The organism is Falsiroseomonas stagni DSM 19981 (assembly GCF_900114315.1).
GTDB lineage: Bacteria > Pseudomonadota > Alphaproteobacteria > Acetobacterales > Acetobacteraceae > Falsiroseomonas > Falsiroseomonas stagni.
This window is the reverse complement of the sequence record NZ_FOSQ01000001.1, coordinates 1,296,715-1,311,133: the sequence shown is the minus strand read 5'-3', so window position 1 is coordinate 1,311,133 and position 14,419 is coordinate 1,296,715. Positions and strand designations below refer to the sequence as shown.

Annotated in this window: 17 protein-coding genes and 1 tRNA gene; 12 read left to right on the top strand and 6 right to left on the bottom strand. The window is 70.8% G+C overall.

Features of this window, described 5'->3' with window-relative positions; all coding sequences use genetic code 11:
• Positions 1–5: 5 nt before the first annotated feature.
• The 6 genes from BM041_RS06155 to BM041_RS06130 all read right to left on the bottom strand — a co-directional run bounded on the left by BM041_RS06155 (position 6) and on the right by BM041_RS06130 (position 6,150).
• Positions 6–827, bottom strand: a complete 822-nt coding sequence (locus tag BM041_RS06155; protein WP_092956890.1) for a CheR family methyltransferase — start codon at positions 825–827, stop codon at positions 6–8.
• Positions 824–1,909 carry a chemotaxis-specific protein-glutamate methyltransferase CheB gene (cheB, locus tag BM041_RS06150; RefSeq protein WP_092956887.1) on the bottom strand — a complete coding sequence of 362 codons (1,086 nt, stop codon included), beginning with the start codon at positions 1,907–1,909 and terminating at the stop codon, positions 824–826. Before cheB ends, BM041_RS06155 begins: the two co-directional genes overlap by 4 nt.
• A 23-nt stretch (positions 1,910–1,932) precedes the next feature.
• A complete protein-coding gene (locus tag BM041_RS06145) occupies positions 1,933–2,340 on the bottom strand; it encodes a response regulator (RefSeq protein WP_092956884.1) in 408 nt (135 codons plus the stop codon).
• The gene (locus BM041_RS06140) at positions 2,337–2,801 is read right to left on the bottom strand and encodes a chemotaxis protein CheW (protein WP_092956881.1); all 465 of its coding nucleotides are present in this window, start codon (positions 2,799–2,801) and stop codon (positions 2,337–2,339) included. The genes BM041_RS06145 and BM041_RS06140 overlap by 4 nt, the downstream gene beginning before the upstream one ends.
• A 16-nt stretch (positions 2,802–2,817) precedes the next feature.
• A complete protein-coding gene (locus tag BM041_RS06135; protein WP_092956878.1) occupies positions 2,818–5,430 on the bottom strand; it encodes a hybrid sensor histidine kinase/response regulator in 2,613 nt (870 codons plus the stop codon).
• A 105-nt stretch (positions 5,431–5,535) separates the two neighbouring features.
• Positions 5,536–6,150 (bottom strand): histidine phosphotransferase family protein, encoded by a 615-nt coding sequence (locus BM041_RS06130; protein ID WP_092956876.1) that lies wholly within the window; start codon positions 6,148–6,150, stop codon positions 5,536–5,538.
• Between the two features lie 141 nt (positions 6,151–6,291).
• Here BM041_RS06130 and BM041_RS06125 point away from each other — a divergent pair, with 141 nt between their 5' ends.
• From BM041_RS06125 to BM041_RS06070, 12 genes are all read left to right on the top strand, one after another.
• Positions 6,292–6,474: a DUF3553 domain-containing protein gene (locus BM041_RS06125; RefSeq protein ID WP_342713782.1), complete on the top strand. Its 183-nt coding sequence runs from the start codon at positions 6,292–6,294 to the stop codon at positions 6,472–6,474.
• A complete protein-coding gene (locus tag BM041_RS06120) occupies positions 6,471–7,226 on the top strand; it encodes a sulfite exporter TauE/SafE family protein (protein ID WP_092956873.1) in 756 nt (251 codons plus the stop codon). Before BM041_RS06125 ends, BM041_RS06120 begins: the two co-directional genes overlap by 4 nt.
• 113 nt (positions 7,227–7,339) lie before the next feature.
• On the top strand, positions 7,340–8,332 hold the full coding sequence (gene moaA, locus BM041_RS06115; protein ID WP_092956870.1) for a GTP 3',8-cyclase MoaA: 993 nt from the start codon (positions 7,340–7,342) through the stop codon (positions 8,330–8,332).
• A complete protein-coding gene (locus tag BM041_RS06110; protein ID WP_092956867.1) occupies positions 8,332–8,748 on the top strand; it encodes a hypothetical protein in 417 nt (138 codons plus the stop codon). The genes moaA and BM041_RS06110 overlap by 1 nt, the downstream gene beginning before the upstream one ends.
• Before the next feature lie 129 nt (positions 8,749–8,877).
• On the top strand, positions 8,878–9,681 hold the full coding sequence (locus BM041_RS06105) for an NAD kinase (RefSeq protein ID WP_175533765.1): 804 nt from the start codon (positions 8,878–8,880) through the stop codon (positions 9,679–9,681).
• Positions 9,682–9,856: 175 nt separating this feature from the next.
• A complete protein-coding gene (gene hisG, locus BM041_RS06100) occupies positions 9,857–10,534 on the top strand; it encodes an ATP phosphoribosyltransferase (RefSeq protein WP_092956864.1) in 678 nt (225 codons plus the stop codon).
• Positions 10,531–11,862, top strand: coding sequence for a histidinol dehydrogenase (gene hisD / locus BM041_RS06095; RefSeq protein ID WP_092956862.1), 1,332 nt, complete (start codon positions 10,531–10,533; stop codon positions 11,860–11,862). The genes hisG and hisD overlap by 4 nt, the downstream gene beginning before the upstream one ends.
• Before the next feature lie 203 nt (positions 11,863–12,065).
• Positions 12,066–12,284: a translation initiation factor IF-1 gene (gene infA / locus BM041_RS06090; RefSeq protein WP_092956859.1), complete on the top strand. Its 219-nt coding sequence runs from the start codon at positions 12,066–12,068 to the stop codon at positions 12,282–12,284.
• A gap of 38 nt (positions 12,285–12,322) precedes the next feature.
• Positions 12,323–12,904 carry a Maf family protein gene (locus tag BM041_RS06085; protein WP_092957570.1) on the top strand — a complete coding sequence of 194 codons (582 nt, stop codon included), beginning with the start codon at positions 12,323–12,325 and terminating at the stop codon, positions 12,902–12,904.
• Complete coding sequence (locus BM041_RS06080) at positions 12,901–14,040, top strand: ribonuclease E/G (protein ID WP_245761940.1); 1,140 nt, start codon at positions 12,901–12,903, stop codon at positions 14,038–14,040. Before BM041_RS06085 ends, BM041_RS06080 begins: the two co-directional genes overlap by 4 nt.
• Positions 14,037–14,219 (top strand): DNA gyrase inhibitor YacG, encoded by a 183-nt coding sequence (gene yacG / locus BM041_RS06075; RefSeq protein ID WP_092956856.1) that lies wholly within the window; start codon positions 14,037–14,039, stop codon positions 14,217–14,219. The genes BM041_RS06080 and yacG overlap by 4 nt, the downstream gene beginning before the upstream one ends.
• 92 nt (positions 14,220–14,311) lie before the next feature.
• Positions 14,312–14,387 (top strand) — tRNA-Phe (locus BM041_RS06070).
• The last annotated feature ends 32 nt before the right edge of the window (positions 14,388–14,419 follow it).

Sequence of the window (14,419 nt, the reverse complement as noted above, 5' to 3'; positions counted from 1 at the left end):
GTCGCTCAGGCCGCCGCCCGCTGTTCGGCCACGCTGTAGGCGCCGCGCTCCCCGGAAACCGGCACCAGCCGGTCGGTCAGCCCTAGCACCGTCTCCGCACCGCCGAGGTAGAGGACACCGTCCGGGTTCAGCCGCTTGGCGAGCGAATCCAGCACCCGGGTCTTGGTCGGCGCATCGAAGTAGATCAGCACGTTCCGGCAGAAGATCGCGTCGAACTTGCCGAGCGAGGAGAGGTCCGTCAGCAGGTTCCGCTCCTCGAACCGCACCATGGCGGCAAGGTCGGGGTTGATCCGCCACTTGGCGCCGTCCTGCTTGAAGTACTTCACGAGGGAGCGGATCGGCAGGCCGCGCTGGACTTCGAACTGCGTGTAGACGCCCTGCTTCGCGCGGCCGATCACGTCGCCGGAGATGTCGGTGGCCAGGATCTCCACCTTCGGCCCGGGGCGCCCCGCCAGCGCATCCGCCACCAGCATCGCGATCGAATAGGGCTCCTGCCCCGTCGAACAGGCCGCGGACCAGATGCGCAGCGGCCCCGTGCGACCGGGTGCGAGCATCCGCGGCAGCAGCTTCGCCAGATGCTCGAAGGGCTTGCCGTCTCGGAAGAACGAGCTTTCATGCGTGGTCAGCGCTTCCACCACCGCGCGTTCCAGCTGCTCATCCGGGCGCTGCCGCAGCTTCGCGCCGAGCGCGCCGATGGAGGCCAGCCCGAATTTCTGCAGCACCGGCCCCAGCCGCGTTTCCAGCAGATAGGCCTTGTCATCGGTCAGGACGATGCCCGAGCGGCGGCGAACCACGCCCGCGACGTCAGCGAATCCATCACTGCTCATGTGCGCCTTCCGTTTCCGCCAGCAGCGACAATGCGCTCCGCGATTTCCTCGATACTCGTGACGGCGGCCGCGATGCCCGCCTTGGCGACCGCGCCGGGCATGCCCCAGACCACCGAACTCGCCTCATCCTGCGCCAGCACCTGGCCGCCCGCGGCCACCAGGGCGCGGCTGCCCGCCAGGCCATCGCTGCCCATGCCGGTCAGGATCGCGGCAAGCACCTTGCCCTGGCACGACGCGACCAGGCTGCGCAGCATCGGGTCCACGGCCGGGCGGCAGAAATTCTCCGGCGGCCCGTCCGACAACTGCGCCACGAAGCCCTGCCCGGCAGGCTGGACCAGCAGATGCCGGTCGCCGGGCGCCAGGTAGAAGCGGCCGGGCAGCAAGGCCTCCCCATCCTTGGCCTCGCTGCAGGGCAGCGCGCCGATGCGGTTCAGATGGTCCGCCAGCAGGGTCGTGAACCCCGCCGGCATGTGCTGCACCGCCACCACCGGCACGGCAAGCGGCCGGTTCAGCTTCGCCACCAGCACCGCCAGCGCCTGCGGCCCGCCGGTGGAGGACCCGATGGCGATGACCCGCGGCTTCAGCGTGGCCGCCACGCCGGCCGCCGCCGCCGCCACGGGCCGCGCCATCGGCGCTGCCATGCGCATCGCGGGCATGGGGGCGGAGGCCGGGGCGCGCCGGCGCATGCGCGCCCAGCCCTTCACCTTCGCCACCAGTTCCGCCTGGAACTGCCCGCCATTCATGCCGCCGGCGGCGGCGGAGGGCTTCGGCACATAGTCCACCGCGCCGGCGCGCAACGCCTCCATCGTCGCCTTGGCGCCGCGCTGGCTCAGCGCGCTGGCCACGATGATGGAGGTCTCGGGCGCCACGCGCAGCAGGTGCGGCAGGGCGGTCATCCCGTCCATGCGCGGCATTTCCAGGTCCAGCAGGATCACCTGCGGCCGGTCCATCGCCTTCATCGCTGAAAGCTGTGCCACGGCCTCCGTGCCGTCGGTCGCCTTCGCGATGACCTCGATGCCAGGATCGGTGGAGAGCATCCGCGCCATGACAGCCCGCGCCGCGGCACTGTCATCGCAGAGCATCACCCTTACAGGGCCCGTCAATGTCAGGCAGCCTCTGCCTGGATCAGGCCGAGTTGCGCGAGCTTGCCGCCGATGATCTCCGCATCGAAGGGCTTCATGACGTATTCCTGCGCGCCGGCTTCCAGCGCCTCCAGGATCCGGTCGAAGCCGCATTCGGTGGTGCAGAGAACGATGATCGGCTCGCTCGGCCCGAATTCGGCCCTCGCGGCGCGCAGGAAGGTGATGCCGTCCATGACCGGCATGTTCCAGTCCAGCATCACCAGCTCCGGCAACGCCTCGCGGCAGGCCTCCAGCGCCTTGGCGCCGTCCTCCGCCTCCCGCACCTCGAAGCCCAGGCTCTCCAGGATGCGGCGCGCGGCCTTGCGGACCACCTTGCTGTCATCCACCACCAGGCAGCCGCGCTTCGCCGGCTGGGCGTGCGGGGCACTCATCGGCCACCGCCGATCGTCAGCACGCGTTCCACATCCAGCACGATGAGGAGCTGGCCGTCCCGGCGGTGCACGCCGCGGGAGACCTCCCGCCACAGCGGATCCAGCGTCGGAGGGTTGGGGGCGCTGTCCTCCGAGCGCAGTGGAACCACCTCCCCCACCCCATCGGCCAGCATGCTGTAGAGCTCGCCCGCCATCTCGACGACGATGCTCATCGGCTGCTGTTCCGCGGGCCGCGGCGCCAGGTTCAGCCGGCGGCGCAGATCGATGGCGGTGACGATGCGGCCACGCAGGTTCAGGCTGCCCGCCACTTCCGGCGGCGCCAGCGGGATGCGGGTGATGGTCTGCGGGCCGAGCACGTCGCGCACGACGAGCACCGGCACGCCGCAGGTCTGCCCCGCCACCGTGAGTGTCAGGAACAGGTCGGCATCGGCGATGCTCGACTGGATAGACTGGGTTTGCACCGTTTCCTCCCCCGCCTCAGGCCGCGACCGGCACGTTGAAGCATTCCGCCAGGCTGCCGATCAGCGCTTCGCGGTCGAACTTCGCGACATAATCCGTGAAGCCGGCGGCGCGGCCGCGCGCCACGGCAGCCGGTTCCACCCGCCCGGTCAGGGCGATCATCGGCAGGCCCGCCCAGGCGCCGCCGGCGCGGACTTCCTTCGCGAAGCCGTAGCCGTCGATGTCCGGCATCTCGATGTCGGAGACGATGCCGTCGAACACCTCGCCACGCTCACGCAGCTTCAGCGCGTGGGTGGCGCTTTCGACTGCGACCACCTCATACCCCTCCGCCGCCAGGGCGGGGACGACGAGTTCGCGGAAGAAGGCGCTGTCCTCCACCACCAGCAGGCGGCGCGTGACGGTCTGCGCGGGCGATGCGCGGAACCAGTCACCGCCGGCCTGGCGCAGCCACCAGGCGGTATCGACCACGTCCGTGACCTTGCCCGCGATGACGGCGGAACCCAGGAAGCCCGGGCGGCCCTGGCCGGCCTGTACGTTCAGCGATTCATCCACCACGTCCAGGATGGCATCGACCATCAGGCCCAGGCTGCGCTCACCCTCGCTGAACACCAGCACCGTCTGGCGCCCGCGTTCGTCCTGCGGCGGGCCGTAGTCGCCGGTCATGGACAGCAGCGGCATCAGCTGGCCGCGATACTGCACCACCGGCGTGCCGCCGGAATGCTCGATGTTCTCGACCGGGATGTCGTCGAGCCGCGCGATGAGGCCGAGCGGCACCGCCTTCGGCGTCGCATCCCCCGCGCGGAACAGCAGCAGCGCCGTCTTGTCGTTGGACCGCACGCCACTCGTCGCCTGGCCAGCCATCGACCGCTGCTCCGCCCCGTCCCCGGCCACGCCCGTCACGCGGGCGATGCCGTTGGGGTCCAGGATCATGATGACGCTGCCATCGCCGAGGATGGTGTTGCCGGAGAACATGCCGATATGGCGCAGGATCGGCGCCACCGGCTTGACGACGATTTCCTCCGTGTCGAACAGCCGGTCCACGATGATGCCGAAGACATGCGCGCCGACCTGGGTGACGACGACGAAGCCCATGTCGCCGCTGTCGCCGCCCCCGCTGCCACCGACCGGCACCTCCTTCGGCTCCTCCAGCCCCAGCACGGCGCCGAGAGAGACGAGGGGCAGCAGCCGGTCGCGCAGCCGCAGCACGGGCGCATCCTTGATGCGCTCCACCCGCGTATCCGCGCCGCCGCCGACGCGCACCAGTTCCAGCACGCCGATCTGCGGGATGGCGAAGCGCTCCCCCGCCACTTCCACGATCAGGGCGGAGACGATCGCAAGCGTCAGCGGGATCTTGATGGTGAAGCTGGTGCCGCGCCCCTCGGTGGAGGAGACGTCGATGGTGCCGCCGATCCTCTCCACATTCGTCTTCACCACATCCATGCCGACGCCGCGGCCGGAGACGGCGGTGACGGCGGCGGCGGTGGAAAAGCCGGCACGGAAGATGAAGCGATGCACCTCCCGCTCGCTCATCGCCGCGATCTCGGCTTCGGTAGCGAGCCCCTGCGACAGCGCCTTGGCGCGGATGCGGTCCGTGCTCAGCCCCTTCCCGTCATCGGCGATCTCGATGAGGATGTGGCCGCCTTCATGAAAGGCGTTGAGCATGATGCGCCCGGTCTCGGACTTGTTGGCGCGGCGGCGGTCCTCCGGCATCTCCAGCCCATGGTCGGCGCTGTTGCGCACCATGTGCGTCAGCGGATCCTTGATGAGCTCAAGCACCTGGCGATCCAGCTCGGTATCCGCGCCGCGCATCTCCAGGTTGATCTTCTTGCCGAGTTCGATGGAGAGGTCGCGCACCAGGCGCGGCATCTTCGCCCAGGCATTGCCGATCGGCTGCATGCGCGTCTTCATCACGCCGTCCTGCAGGTCCGACGTGATGTGCGACAGGCGCTGCAGCGGCACGGTATAGGCGCCGTCGCCCCGCGCGCGGGCCAGCTGCATCAACTGGTTGCGCGTCAGCACCAATTCGCTGACCAGCATCATCAGGTCTTCGAGGACGTCGACCGAGACGCGGATGCTCTGCGGCGGCGCGCGGCCGCCGGAGGCGGATTCCTCGCCCTGCGGCTCCGCCGGCGGCGGCGCGGACGGCGGCGCGGCAGCGGCACGGTGTTCCGGCGCCGGGGCCTCAGCGACGACAGGCTCCGCCACCTCCGCGGGCTTCGGCGCGGGCGGCGCCTCCGCGGTGATGGCGGCCATGTCGCCCGTCGCGGCCGCATCCAGGCGGCGGATCAGCTCCGCATCGTCGCCCACGGGCTCCGCCCCGCCGGATTCCAGCCCGCCCACGATCTCCTTGATGCGATCGAGCGCATTCAGGATGAGCGTGACGCCATCGGGCGTGACGGCGAGCACGCCGTCGCGATACAGGCCGAGGACATTCTCCGCGGCATGCGCCACCTTCTCCAGCCGCCCGAGGCCGAGGAAGCCGCAGGTGCCCTTGATGGTGTGCACCAGACGGAAGATCTCGGACAGGGTCGGCTTGTCCTGCGGCTGCTTTTCCAGCCGCAGCAGCGCGGCATCGAGCGCCACGAGGCCCTCATGCGTCTCGGTCAAGAAATCTGCGAGCAGATCGTCCATGGTGGCTCCGGCGCCTCTTCTCGCCCGGAGCTTGCGGCATCGGCCCGAATATTCGGTAAATGGCGGGCGGTGAATCGCCCTGCCCCCATTTCCGTCCCGCGCGCGTCAGTTGCGGGTGATGGCCGTCATCAGCAGCGGCGCGGCGACGCCGGTGCGGCCATGCAGCAACTCCAGCCGGATGCCCGAATTCGCCGCCACGGAGACCAGCAGGGGGATGGACACGTTGCGCGGGGTGAATTGCATCGCCTCCCCGGCCAGGCCGGCGGCGAGGAGCGGCGGCCAGGCGGCGGAAGGACCATCCGGCCAGATCGAGATCCCACCCTCGAGGTCGCCGCCGACGCGCACGGCGCCGCCGCGCGGCAGCCCCTCGATCGCGGTCCACAAGGCCAGCAGCACCGCCTGCGCCACATGGGCCGGCAGCACGATGGTGGCTTCCAGGTCATTGAAGTCGATGATGGCGCGGCGCCCCAGCGTCAGCCCCTCCGCCGCCTGCGCCAGTTCCTCCACCCGGCAATCGCCGCAGCCCGCGCCGACCGCGGCGCGGTAGAAGCGGATCCGCCGGTCCATGATGGCGGAGGCATCGCGCGCGACATCCATCGCATCGCCCGGCGCGCCATCCATCAGGTCCAGCGCATTCGCCAGCGCCCCCACCGCGCCGCCCAGGTCGTGGCAGAGGCGGGTGCATACCGCTTGGGCGAGGGCGATCTTGTCAGGCAGCATCCATTTCCTCCGAACAACGACGGGGCAATCCGTTGGCGCGCCGGGCTGCCCTTCCCGGCCCGCAGCGTCGCAGGCCGGCAAGGGAAGACGAGATTGCGCCCGGCAGGCTAGTCTTGAAGCCGTAAATCTTGGTAACGCTGGATGATGAACAATGAGCTTTTCCCCGGCAGCCGGGTCATGAACCCCGCGCGTCCGGATTGGGGGGCCGGCCAGGTGCAATCCGTGGTCGGCAATCGCGTGACGGTTAATTTCGAGAATGCCGGCAAGATGATGGTCCATGTCGACCATGTAACGCTAGAGCCCATCGATCGCGATCCAGAATGACCGGGCTTCCGGTCGAAATGGCGGCGCTGCTGGGTGACTGGCGCTTCTACGCCGCGGCGCTCATCACCGCCCTTGCCGGGCTGATGCGCGGCTATTCGGGCTTCGGGACCGCCGTATTGCTGGCGCCGGCCTATTCGGTGCTGTGGGGGCCGCGCATCGGCATTCCCGTGATGCTGCTGATGGAACTCGCCGTCTCCCTCCAGCTGCTGCCCAAGGCCTTCGGGGACGCCAATCGCCGCGTCATCCTGCCGATCGGCGCCGCCGCCTGCCTGGCCACGCCGGTCGGCGCCTTCATCCTGCTGACGGCGGACCAGGACCTGCTGCGCCGCTTCATCGGCGGCTTCGTGCTGGTCTTCGGCCTGCTGCTGATGTCGGGCTGGCGCTACAACGGGTCCCGCCCCCTGCCGCTGAACGTCGCGGTCGGCACCCTGGCCGGCCTGCTGAAGGGCGCCACGGGGATGAGCGGCCCGCCCGTCATCCTCTATCTCCTGGCGGGGCCGGAGGCCGCGAAGCAGCACCGCGCCAACCTGATCCTGTTCTTCGCCACCATCGCCGTCATCTCCGTCATCCCGCCGGCCATCGGCGGGCTGATGGGGTGGATGGTGGTCGCCAAGGCGCTGGTGCTGCTGCCGGTCCTGCTGTGCTGCGTGCCCATCGGCGCCCGGCTGTTCCATGTGATCCCGGACCGCTGGTACCGCCGCGCGGCCCTGACCTTCCTGGTCATCACCGGCAGCATCACCTTGTTGATCTGAAGGCGCCCCCCACCCGGGGGGGGCTTGCACCACACGGGGTCGGCGGACCAAATGGCCCGAAGCGCCCCCTTCGCGGCGCCTGCACCGTGCTTCTTGATGGGGGGATTGGCCACATGATCGATCCGTTTGGCCGACGGGTCAGCTACCTGCGCGTCTCCGTCACGGATCGCTGCGACCTGCGCTGCGTCTACTGCATGGCGGAGGACATGACCTTCCTGCCCAAGGCGGAAGTGCTGAGCCTGGAGGAGCTGGACCGCCTCTGCGGCGCCTTCATCGGCCTCGGCGTGGACAAGATCCGCCTGACCGGGGGGGAGCCCCTGGTCCGCAAGAACGTCATCTCCCTGTTCCGCAACCTGGGTGCCCGGCTGGGTGCGGGAGGGCTGAAGGAGCTGACCGTCACCACCAACGGCACGCAGCTCACGAAGATGGCCGGGGACCTGTATTCGGCCGGGGTGCGCCGCATCAATGTCAGCCTGGACACGCTGGACCCCGCGACCTTCGCCGCCGTGACCCGCTGGGGGAAGATCGAGCCGACGCTGGACGGCATCTTCGCCGCCAAGGCCGCCGGGCTGCATGTGAAGATCAACGCCGTCGCGATGAAGGGCGTGAATGAGGGCGAGTTCGACCGGATGATCGCCTGGTGCGGCGAACACGGCCTCGACCTCTGCCTGATCGAGACGATGCCGCTCGGCGAGATCGATGGCAGCCGCAACGACCAGTACCTGCCGCTGTCCACCGTCCGCACGCGGCTCCGCCAGAACTGGACGCTGGAGGAGACGGATTATTCGACCGGCGGCCCGGCCCGCTACTTCACGGTGAAGGAGACCGGCCAGCGGATCGGCTTCATCACCCCGCTGACCCATAATTTCTGCGAAAGCTGCAACCGCGTGCGCGTGACCTGCACCGGCACGCTCTACATGTGCCTCGGCCAGGACGATGCCGCGGATCTGCGCCGCCCGCTGCGCGACAGCACCCTGGACGATGAGGGGCTGAAGGCGGCGATCCTGGAAGCCATCTCCCGCAAGCCCAAGGGGCATGACTTCGTGATCGACCGCCAGGCGCGGGCGCCCGCCGTGGCGCGGCACATGAGCGTGACGGGCGGCTGATGCTCCAGGACATCCTGGCCGCGCTGACCATCCCAGGCCTGCCCGACTGGGTGGGCCTGGTGCTGCTGGTCTGCCTGCTGCTGGTGGGGCTGGCCTATCTGCTGATGCCCTTCAGCGTCTTCGGGCTGAAGGGAAGGCTGGACGCCATCGAGGCCCAGCTGGACGAGATCCAGACCGATCTCCGCAGCCTGGCGCTGCGCCTGCCGGAGGGCGGCCGCCGCCGCCCGGCGCTGGAGGAGGATTGGGTGGAGCCGCCCCCCTCCCTCCGCCCCGCCTCCCTCCATCCCGGGGCGGAAAGCCCCCTGCCCCGCCAGGCCCCGCCCGCGCCCCCGCCCCCGGTCTTTCCGGAGCGGGACCGGAACCCCGGCGGCAGCCGGGCGGAACCGCGCCTCGACTGGCCGCGGTCGCCGCGCTGACCGGCGCGGGGCCGGGGCGCTTGCCTTGCGGGGACCTCCCCGGCAGGGCTTCATGGTTCCTGACATCGAGGAGTGCGGCCGGATGAGCCTGGCAAGGGGAAGCGCGGCGCCCGCCCATCGGCGCCGGCGATGACCGGGATGGACGCCGCCGGGACGGAGGCCGCCGCGCTGGCCGGGCGCATCGCGCTGGTGGCCGCGCCGACGGACCAGGCGGCGGAGGCGCTGGCCCGGCTCGAAGCCGCCTATGGCAATGCGGCGCTGGATGATGCGCGCATCGTCGTGGCGCTGGGGGGCGATGGCCTGATGCTGGAAACCCAGCACCGGATGCTGGGCCGCAACCTGCCGGTCTATGGCATGAATTGCGGCAGCGTCGGCTTCCTGATGAATGATTTCCGGCTGGACGGGCTGATGGAGCGGCTCGCCGCCGCCCAGGCCGCCAGCCTGCATCCCCTGCACATGCGGGCCTATGTGGGGGACGGCCCGCCGGTGGAGGCGCTGGCGATCAACGAGGTCTCCCTGCTGCGGGAAACCCGCCAGGCCGCCAAAATCCGCATCCAGGTCGATGGCAAGGAACGGCTGTCGGAGTTGATCTGCGACGGCGTGCTGGTTTCCACCCCCGCCGGCAGCACGGCCTACAACCTCTCCGCCCATGGCCCGATCATCCCACTGGGCGCCAACCTGCTGCCACTGACGCCGATTTCCGCCTTCCGCCCGCGGCGCTGGCGGGGCGCGCTGCTGCCCGCGGAGGCGGAGGTGGTGTTCGACGTACTGGAACACGCCAAGCGCCCGGTGGCCGCGGTGGCCGACTACACGGAGGTGCGCGACGTACGACGCGTGGAGGTGCGGGAGAACCGTGCCGTGACCCTCACCATGCTGTTCGACCCCGACCACGGCCTGTCGGAGCGCATCATCGCCGAGCAGTTCACGGTCTGACGACGGTCCAGGGCCGGTTCGGCCCTGGCGGATAGGGTCTGGGAAAGGCAGCGCCTTTCCCAGGATCATCCACGCAGCCCCGCCGGTTGACGCCGCCCCCCTCATCTGCGATCCGCCCGCCGTCGCACCCGCGCCTCGGCGCCCCGACCCCGGCAACATCGAGTCCCGCGCGCCCATGACCGCCGCCGCCCCCGCCCCCCTCGTGCTGGCCCTGCCGAAGGGGCGCATCCTCAAGGAATTGCGCCCGTTGCTGAGCCGCGCCGGGATCGAGCCCTGCGCCGATTTCCGGGACGAGGACAGCCGCCGCCTGCGGTTCGAGACGAACGACCCCAGCCTCGACGTGGTGCGGGTCCGGTCCTTCGATGTCGCGACCTTCGTGGCGCATGGCGCCGCGCAGATCGGCGTCTGCGGTGCCGATGTGCTGATGGAATTCGACTACGACCAGATCTATGCGCCGCTCGACCTCGGCATCGGGCGGTGCCGCGTTTCGGTGGCGGAGCCCGTCGCCACGGCGGGGCAGCAGGACATGGGCGCCTGGTCCCGCGTCACGGTGGCGACGAAATACCCCACCATCGCCCATCGCCATTTCGCCGCGCGCGGCATCCAGGCGGAGGTGGTGCACCTGAACGGCGCCATGGAACTGGCGCCTTCCCTCGGCCTGGCGCGGCTGATCGTTGACCTGGTGCAGACGGGGTCCACCTTGAAGGCGAATGGCCTGGTCGAGTCCGAAGTGATCGCATCCGTGACATCCCGCCTGATCGTGAACCGCACCGCCCTCAAGACCCAGCCGGAGGCGATCGGCGCCTGGATCGCCCGCTTCCGCGCGGCGCTTGAAGGGGGGAGCGCCGCGTGAAGCGCCTCTCCACCGCCGATGCGGCGTTCGAGGCCGCGTTCCGGTCCCTTCTGGACGAGGCGCGGGACACCACCGCCCGCGTCGATGCCGCCGTCGCCGGCATCATCCAGGCGATCCAGGCCGGGGGCGATGCCGCCCTGCTGGACCTGACCCGGCGCTTCGACCGCTGGTCCCCCGCCGATGCCGCGGCGCTGCGGGTGACGGAGGCCGAGATCGACACCGCCACCGCCGCCATCCCCGCCGACCAGCGCGATGCCCTGGCCGCCGCGGCGCGGCGGATCGAGGCTTTCCACGCCGCCCAGCTTCCCCGCGACATCACGCTGGATGACGGCGCGGGCATCGTGACGGGCATGCGCTGGGGCGCCATCGACGCCGTCGGCCTCTATGTCCCCGGCGGCAAGGCGGCCTATCCGTCCTCCGTCCTGATGAATGCGCTGCCGGCCCGGGTGGCCGGGGTGGGGCGCATCGCGATGTGCGTGCCGACGCCGGATGGCGTGCTGAACCCGCTGGTGCTGGCGGCCGCGCGGCTGGCCGGCGTCAGCGAGGTCTGGCGCATCGGCGGCGCCCAGGCCGTGGCGGCGATGGCCTGGGGCACGGCCTCCATCGCCCCCGTCGATCGCATCGTCGGCCCCGGCAATGCCTATGTGGCGGAGGCCAAGCGCCAGGCCTTCGGCAAGGTCGGCATCGACAGCATCGCCGGCCCGTCGGAGGTGGTGGTCCTGGCCGATGGCACCAACAACGCCGACCATGTCGCGCTGGACCTGCTGGCCCAGGCCGAACATGACGAGGCCGCGCAATCCATCCTCATCACCGATGACGCGGCCTTCGCGGACCGCGTGGTCGCCGCCGTGGACAAGGCGCTCGAAACCCTGCCCCGCGCCGCCATCGCCGGCGCGTCCTGGCGCGCCCATGGCGCCGTGATCGTGGTGGAGAGCTGGAACCAGGCGGTGGACCTCACCAACCGCCTGGCGCCGGAACACCTGCAGATCATGGTGGAGGCGCCCCGCGCGCTCTTCGCCCGCATCCGCCACGCCGGTGCCGCCTTCCTCGGCCGGCATTGCCCGGAAGCGCTGGGCGATTATGTCGCCGGCCCGAACCATGTGCTGCCCACCGGCCGCACGGCGCGCTTCGCGTCGGGGCTCTCGGTCTTCGACTTCATCAAGCGCACCACCTGGGTGGAGGCGACGGAGGCCGGCATCGCGGCCATCGGCCCGGCGGCGGTGGTACTGGCGCAGGCCGAGGGGCTGGACGCGCATGGGCTGAGTGTCGCAGCCCGTCTGCGCCTGAACGGCCCGGCCCGGTTGCGTCTCAACGGGCCCACCGCTTGACGAAACAGGACAACCGTCCTTGACCAAGGGCGCCGTGGCGCTCATGTTCCGCGCCGCCTTGCGCGCCCCCCCGCGCCGTGAACGGCCTTGTGCCTGACCCCCTGGGGTCGGTGCAGGCCCCTACGACCATCCCGGCCCCTCGCGGGGCCTCACGACCCCCCCGAGGCCCGCACGGGTCCCGGCGACTCCGATGAAGGATCTGCATGTCGAAAGAGGACATGATCGAGTTCAGTGGCACCGTGGTGGAGCTGCTGCCCAACGCGATGTTCCGCGTGAAGCTCGACAACGACCACATGGTTCTCGCCCATACCAGCGGGAAGATGCGCAAGAACCGCATCCGCGTCCTGGCCGGTGACCGCGTGAACGTCGAAATGACGCCGTATGACCTGACCAAGGGGCGCATCACCTTCCGCTTCAAGTAGCGGCAGGCGGGCACCCCATGCCCAGCACCACCGGGCCCATGCCCCGCCCGCCCCTGGTCCTCGCCTCCGCCAGCCCGCGGCGGCTGGAATTGCTGGCGCGCATCGGCGCGACACCGGACCGCGTCCTTCCCGCCGATATCGACGAGACGCCCCGCAAGGCGGAGCTGCCCCGCGCGCTCGCCGGCCGGCTGGCCGTCGCGAAGGCGGAAGCCGTTGCCGCGCAATGCCCGGATTGCCTGGTGCTGGCCGCCGATACCGTCGTCGGCGTGGGCCGCCGCATCCTGAACAAGCCCGCCGATGCGGCGGAAGCCGCGAAATTCCTCTCCCTGCTATCCGGCCGCCGCCACCGCGTCACCACCGGGCTCTGCCTGATCCGCCCCGACGGCAAGCGGTCGAAGCGGGAGGTCGTGACCATCCTGGGCTTCCAGCGCCTGACCGCCGCCCAGATCGAGGATTACGTCGCCGCCGGCGAGTGGCAGGGCGCGGCGGGCGGCTACCAGATCCAGAAGCGGGCCGAGAGCTTCGTCCGCTTCCTCTCCGGCAGCCATTCCAACGTCGTCGGCCTGCCGCTGTTCGAAACGGCGCAGCTGCTGCGGGGCGCCGGCTGGCTCACCCCGTGACGGGTGACCGCATCCTGGTCAGCGCCTCCCCCGGTGAATGGCGGGTCGCGGTGCTGCGGGATGGCGAACTCCAGGCCGTGGCGATCGATCGGCCTGACCTGCCCGATGGCGTCGGCGACATCCATCTCGGCCGCGTCACCGCCGTCTCCGCGGCGATGAGCGGCGCCTTCGTCGAGATCGCGGGCGGCGAGTCCGCCTTCCTGCCGGAGAACGAAACCCCCCCGCCGCGGCGCCCCATCACCAAGGCCGTCAGCGAGGGCGACTGGCTGCTGCTGCGCGTGATGCGCGCAGCCCAGGGGGCCAAGGGCCCGCGCGTGACCATGCGGATCGACAACCCCCCGCCCCTGCCCGCCAGCCGCAAGCCCCAGTTGATCGCCCGCGGCCCGACCGGGGCGGAGCGCCTGGCGCGCCTGCTGCCGGACCTGCCGGTGGAGACCAACAGCGCCGCCGTGATGGCCCTGCTGGGCCGGGACCGCGCCCGCCTGGTCCAGGGCAGCGCCTTCGACGAGGCGACCGAATCGGCCTTCGCGGAACTGGCGGAGCCCGTGGTCCTGCTGCCCGGCGGCCTCCGCCTGCACATCCACCCGACGCCCGCCCTGGTCGCCATTGATGTCGATGCCGGCCGCGCCGCCGGCCTCGGGGACGCCAGCGCCCATGGCAGGGTGAACGAGGCCGCCGCCGCGGAGGTCGCCCGCCAGATCCGCCTGAGAAACCTGTCCGGCGCCATCCTGGTGGATTTCGCGGGTCTGCCCATCCGCAAGCGCCCCACCGTCCTGCCCCCGCTGGAGAAGGCGCTGGCGGCGGACCCGCTGGCGCCGGACCTGCTGGGCGTGACGCGAATCGGCCTGGTGGAGGTCATGCGCCGCCGGGTTCACCCCCCCTTGCATGAGGTGCTGGGCAGCCCGGCCTCCGCCGTGACCCGCCTGCTGGCCGCGCTGCGCGCCATGGCGCGGGATGCCGCCGCGCGGCCCCATCGGGCGCTGGCGCTGCGCGCGGCGCCGGAGGTCGTGGCCGCCGCCGCCGCCCTGCCCATCGCGCTGGCGGAATACCAGGCCGCAACAGGCCGCCGCCTGGTGCTGCGCGCCGATCGCGCGCTGCGGCCAGACGAGGCAGAGATCGAGGAGGATCGCCCGTGATCCAGGACGTGCCCCGCCCGCCGAAGCCCAGGACCTGCCCCATCTGCAACCGCGCCGCAGCGCGGGAGGGCAGCCGCTTCTGCTCCGACCGCTGCCAGACCATCGACCTCGGCCGCTGGCTGAAGGGCGACTATGCCGTCCCGGTGAAGGCGGAACCGAACCCGGACGAGGAGGACTGAAACAGCCTCCGGGGGTGGGTGGACAGCCGAAATCGCTTCCGCTATCACCCGCCTCCTCTACGGCGGGCCGGCACAACCGGCCTTCTGCTTGGGCCCAGGTAGCTCAGTTGGTAGAGCATGCGACTGAAAATCGCAGTGTCGGTGGTTCGATTCCACTCCTGGGCACCATCCCCCCCCTGGCCATCCCTTCCGCGAGAATC

Excerpts from the sequence above, each read along its gene's own strand:
- BM041_RS06155 (WP_092956890.1), bottom strand. The coding sequence starts at position 827 with ATGAGCAGTGATGGATTCGCTGACGTCGCGGGCGTGGTTCGCCGCCGC.
- cheB (WP_092956887.1), bottom strand. The coding sequence starts at position 1,909 with ATGCTCTGCGATGACAGTGCCGCGGCGCGGGCTGTCATGGCGCGGATG.
- BM041_RS06145 (WP_092956884.1), bottom strand. The coding sequence starts at position 2,340 with ATGAGTGCCCCGCACGCCCAGCCGGCGAAGCGCGGCTGCCTGGTGGTG.
- BM041_RS06135 (WP_092956878.1), bottom strand. The coding sequence starts at position 5,430 with ATGGACGATCTGCTCGCAGATTTCTTGACCGAGACGCATGAGGGCCTC.
- BM041_RS06130 (WP_092956876.1), bottom strand. The coding sequence starts at position 6,150 with ATGCTGCCTGACAAGATCGCCCTCGCCCAAGCGGTATGCACCCGCCTC.
- BM041_RS06125 (WP_342713782.1), top strand. The coding sequence starts at position 6,292 with ATGATGAACAATGAGCTTTTCCCCGGCAGCCGGGTCATGAACCCCGCG.
- BM041_RS06120 (WP_092956873.1), top strand. The coding sequence starts at position 6,471 with ATGACCGGGCTTCCGGTCGAAATGGCGGCGCTGCTGGGTGACTGGCGC.
- moaA (WP_092956870.1), top strand. The coding sequence starts at position 7,340 with ATGATCGATCCGTTTGGCCGACGGGTCAGCTACCTGCGCGTCTCCGTC.
- BM041_RS06110 (WP_092956867.1), top strand. The coding sequence starts at position 8,332 with ATGCTCCAGGACATCCTGGCCGCGCTGACCATCCCAGGCCTGCCCGAC.
- BM041_RS06105 (WP_175533765.1), top strand. The coding sequence starts at position 8,878 with ATGACCGGGATGGACGCCGCCGGGACGGAGGCCGCCGCGCTGGCCGGG.
- hisG (WP_092956864.1), top strand. The coding sequence starts at position 9,857 with ATGACCGCCGCCGCCCCCGCCCCCCTCGTGCTGGCCCTGCCGAAGGGG.
- infA (WP_092956859.1), top strand. The coding sequence starts at position 12,066 with ATGTCGAAAGAGGACATGATCGAGTTCAGTGGCACCGTGGTGGAGCTG.
- BM041_RS06085 (WP_092957570.1), top strand. The coding sequence starts at position 12,323 with ATGCCCCGCCCGCCCCTGGTCCTCGCCTCCGCCAGCCCGCGGCGGCTG.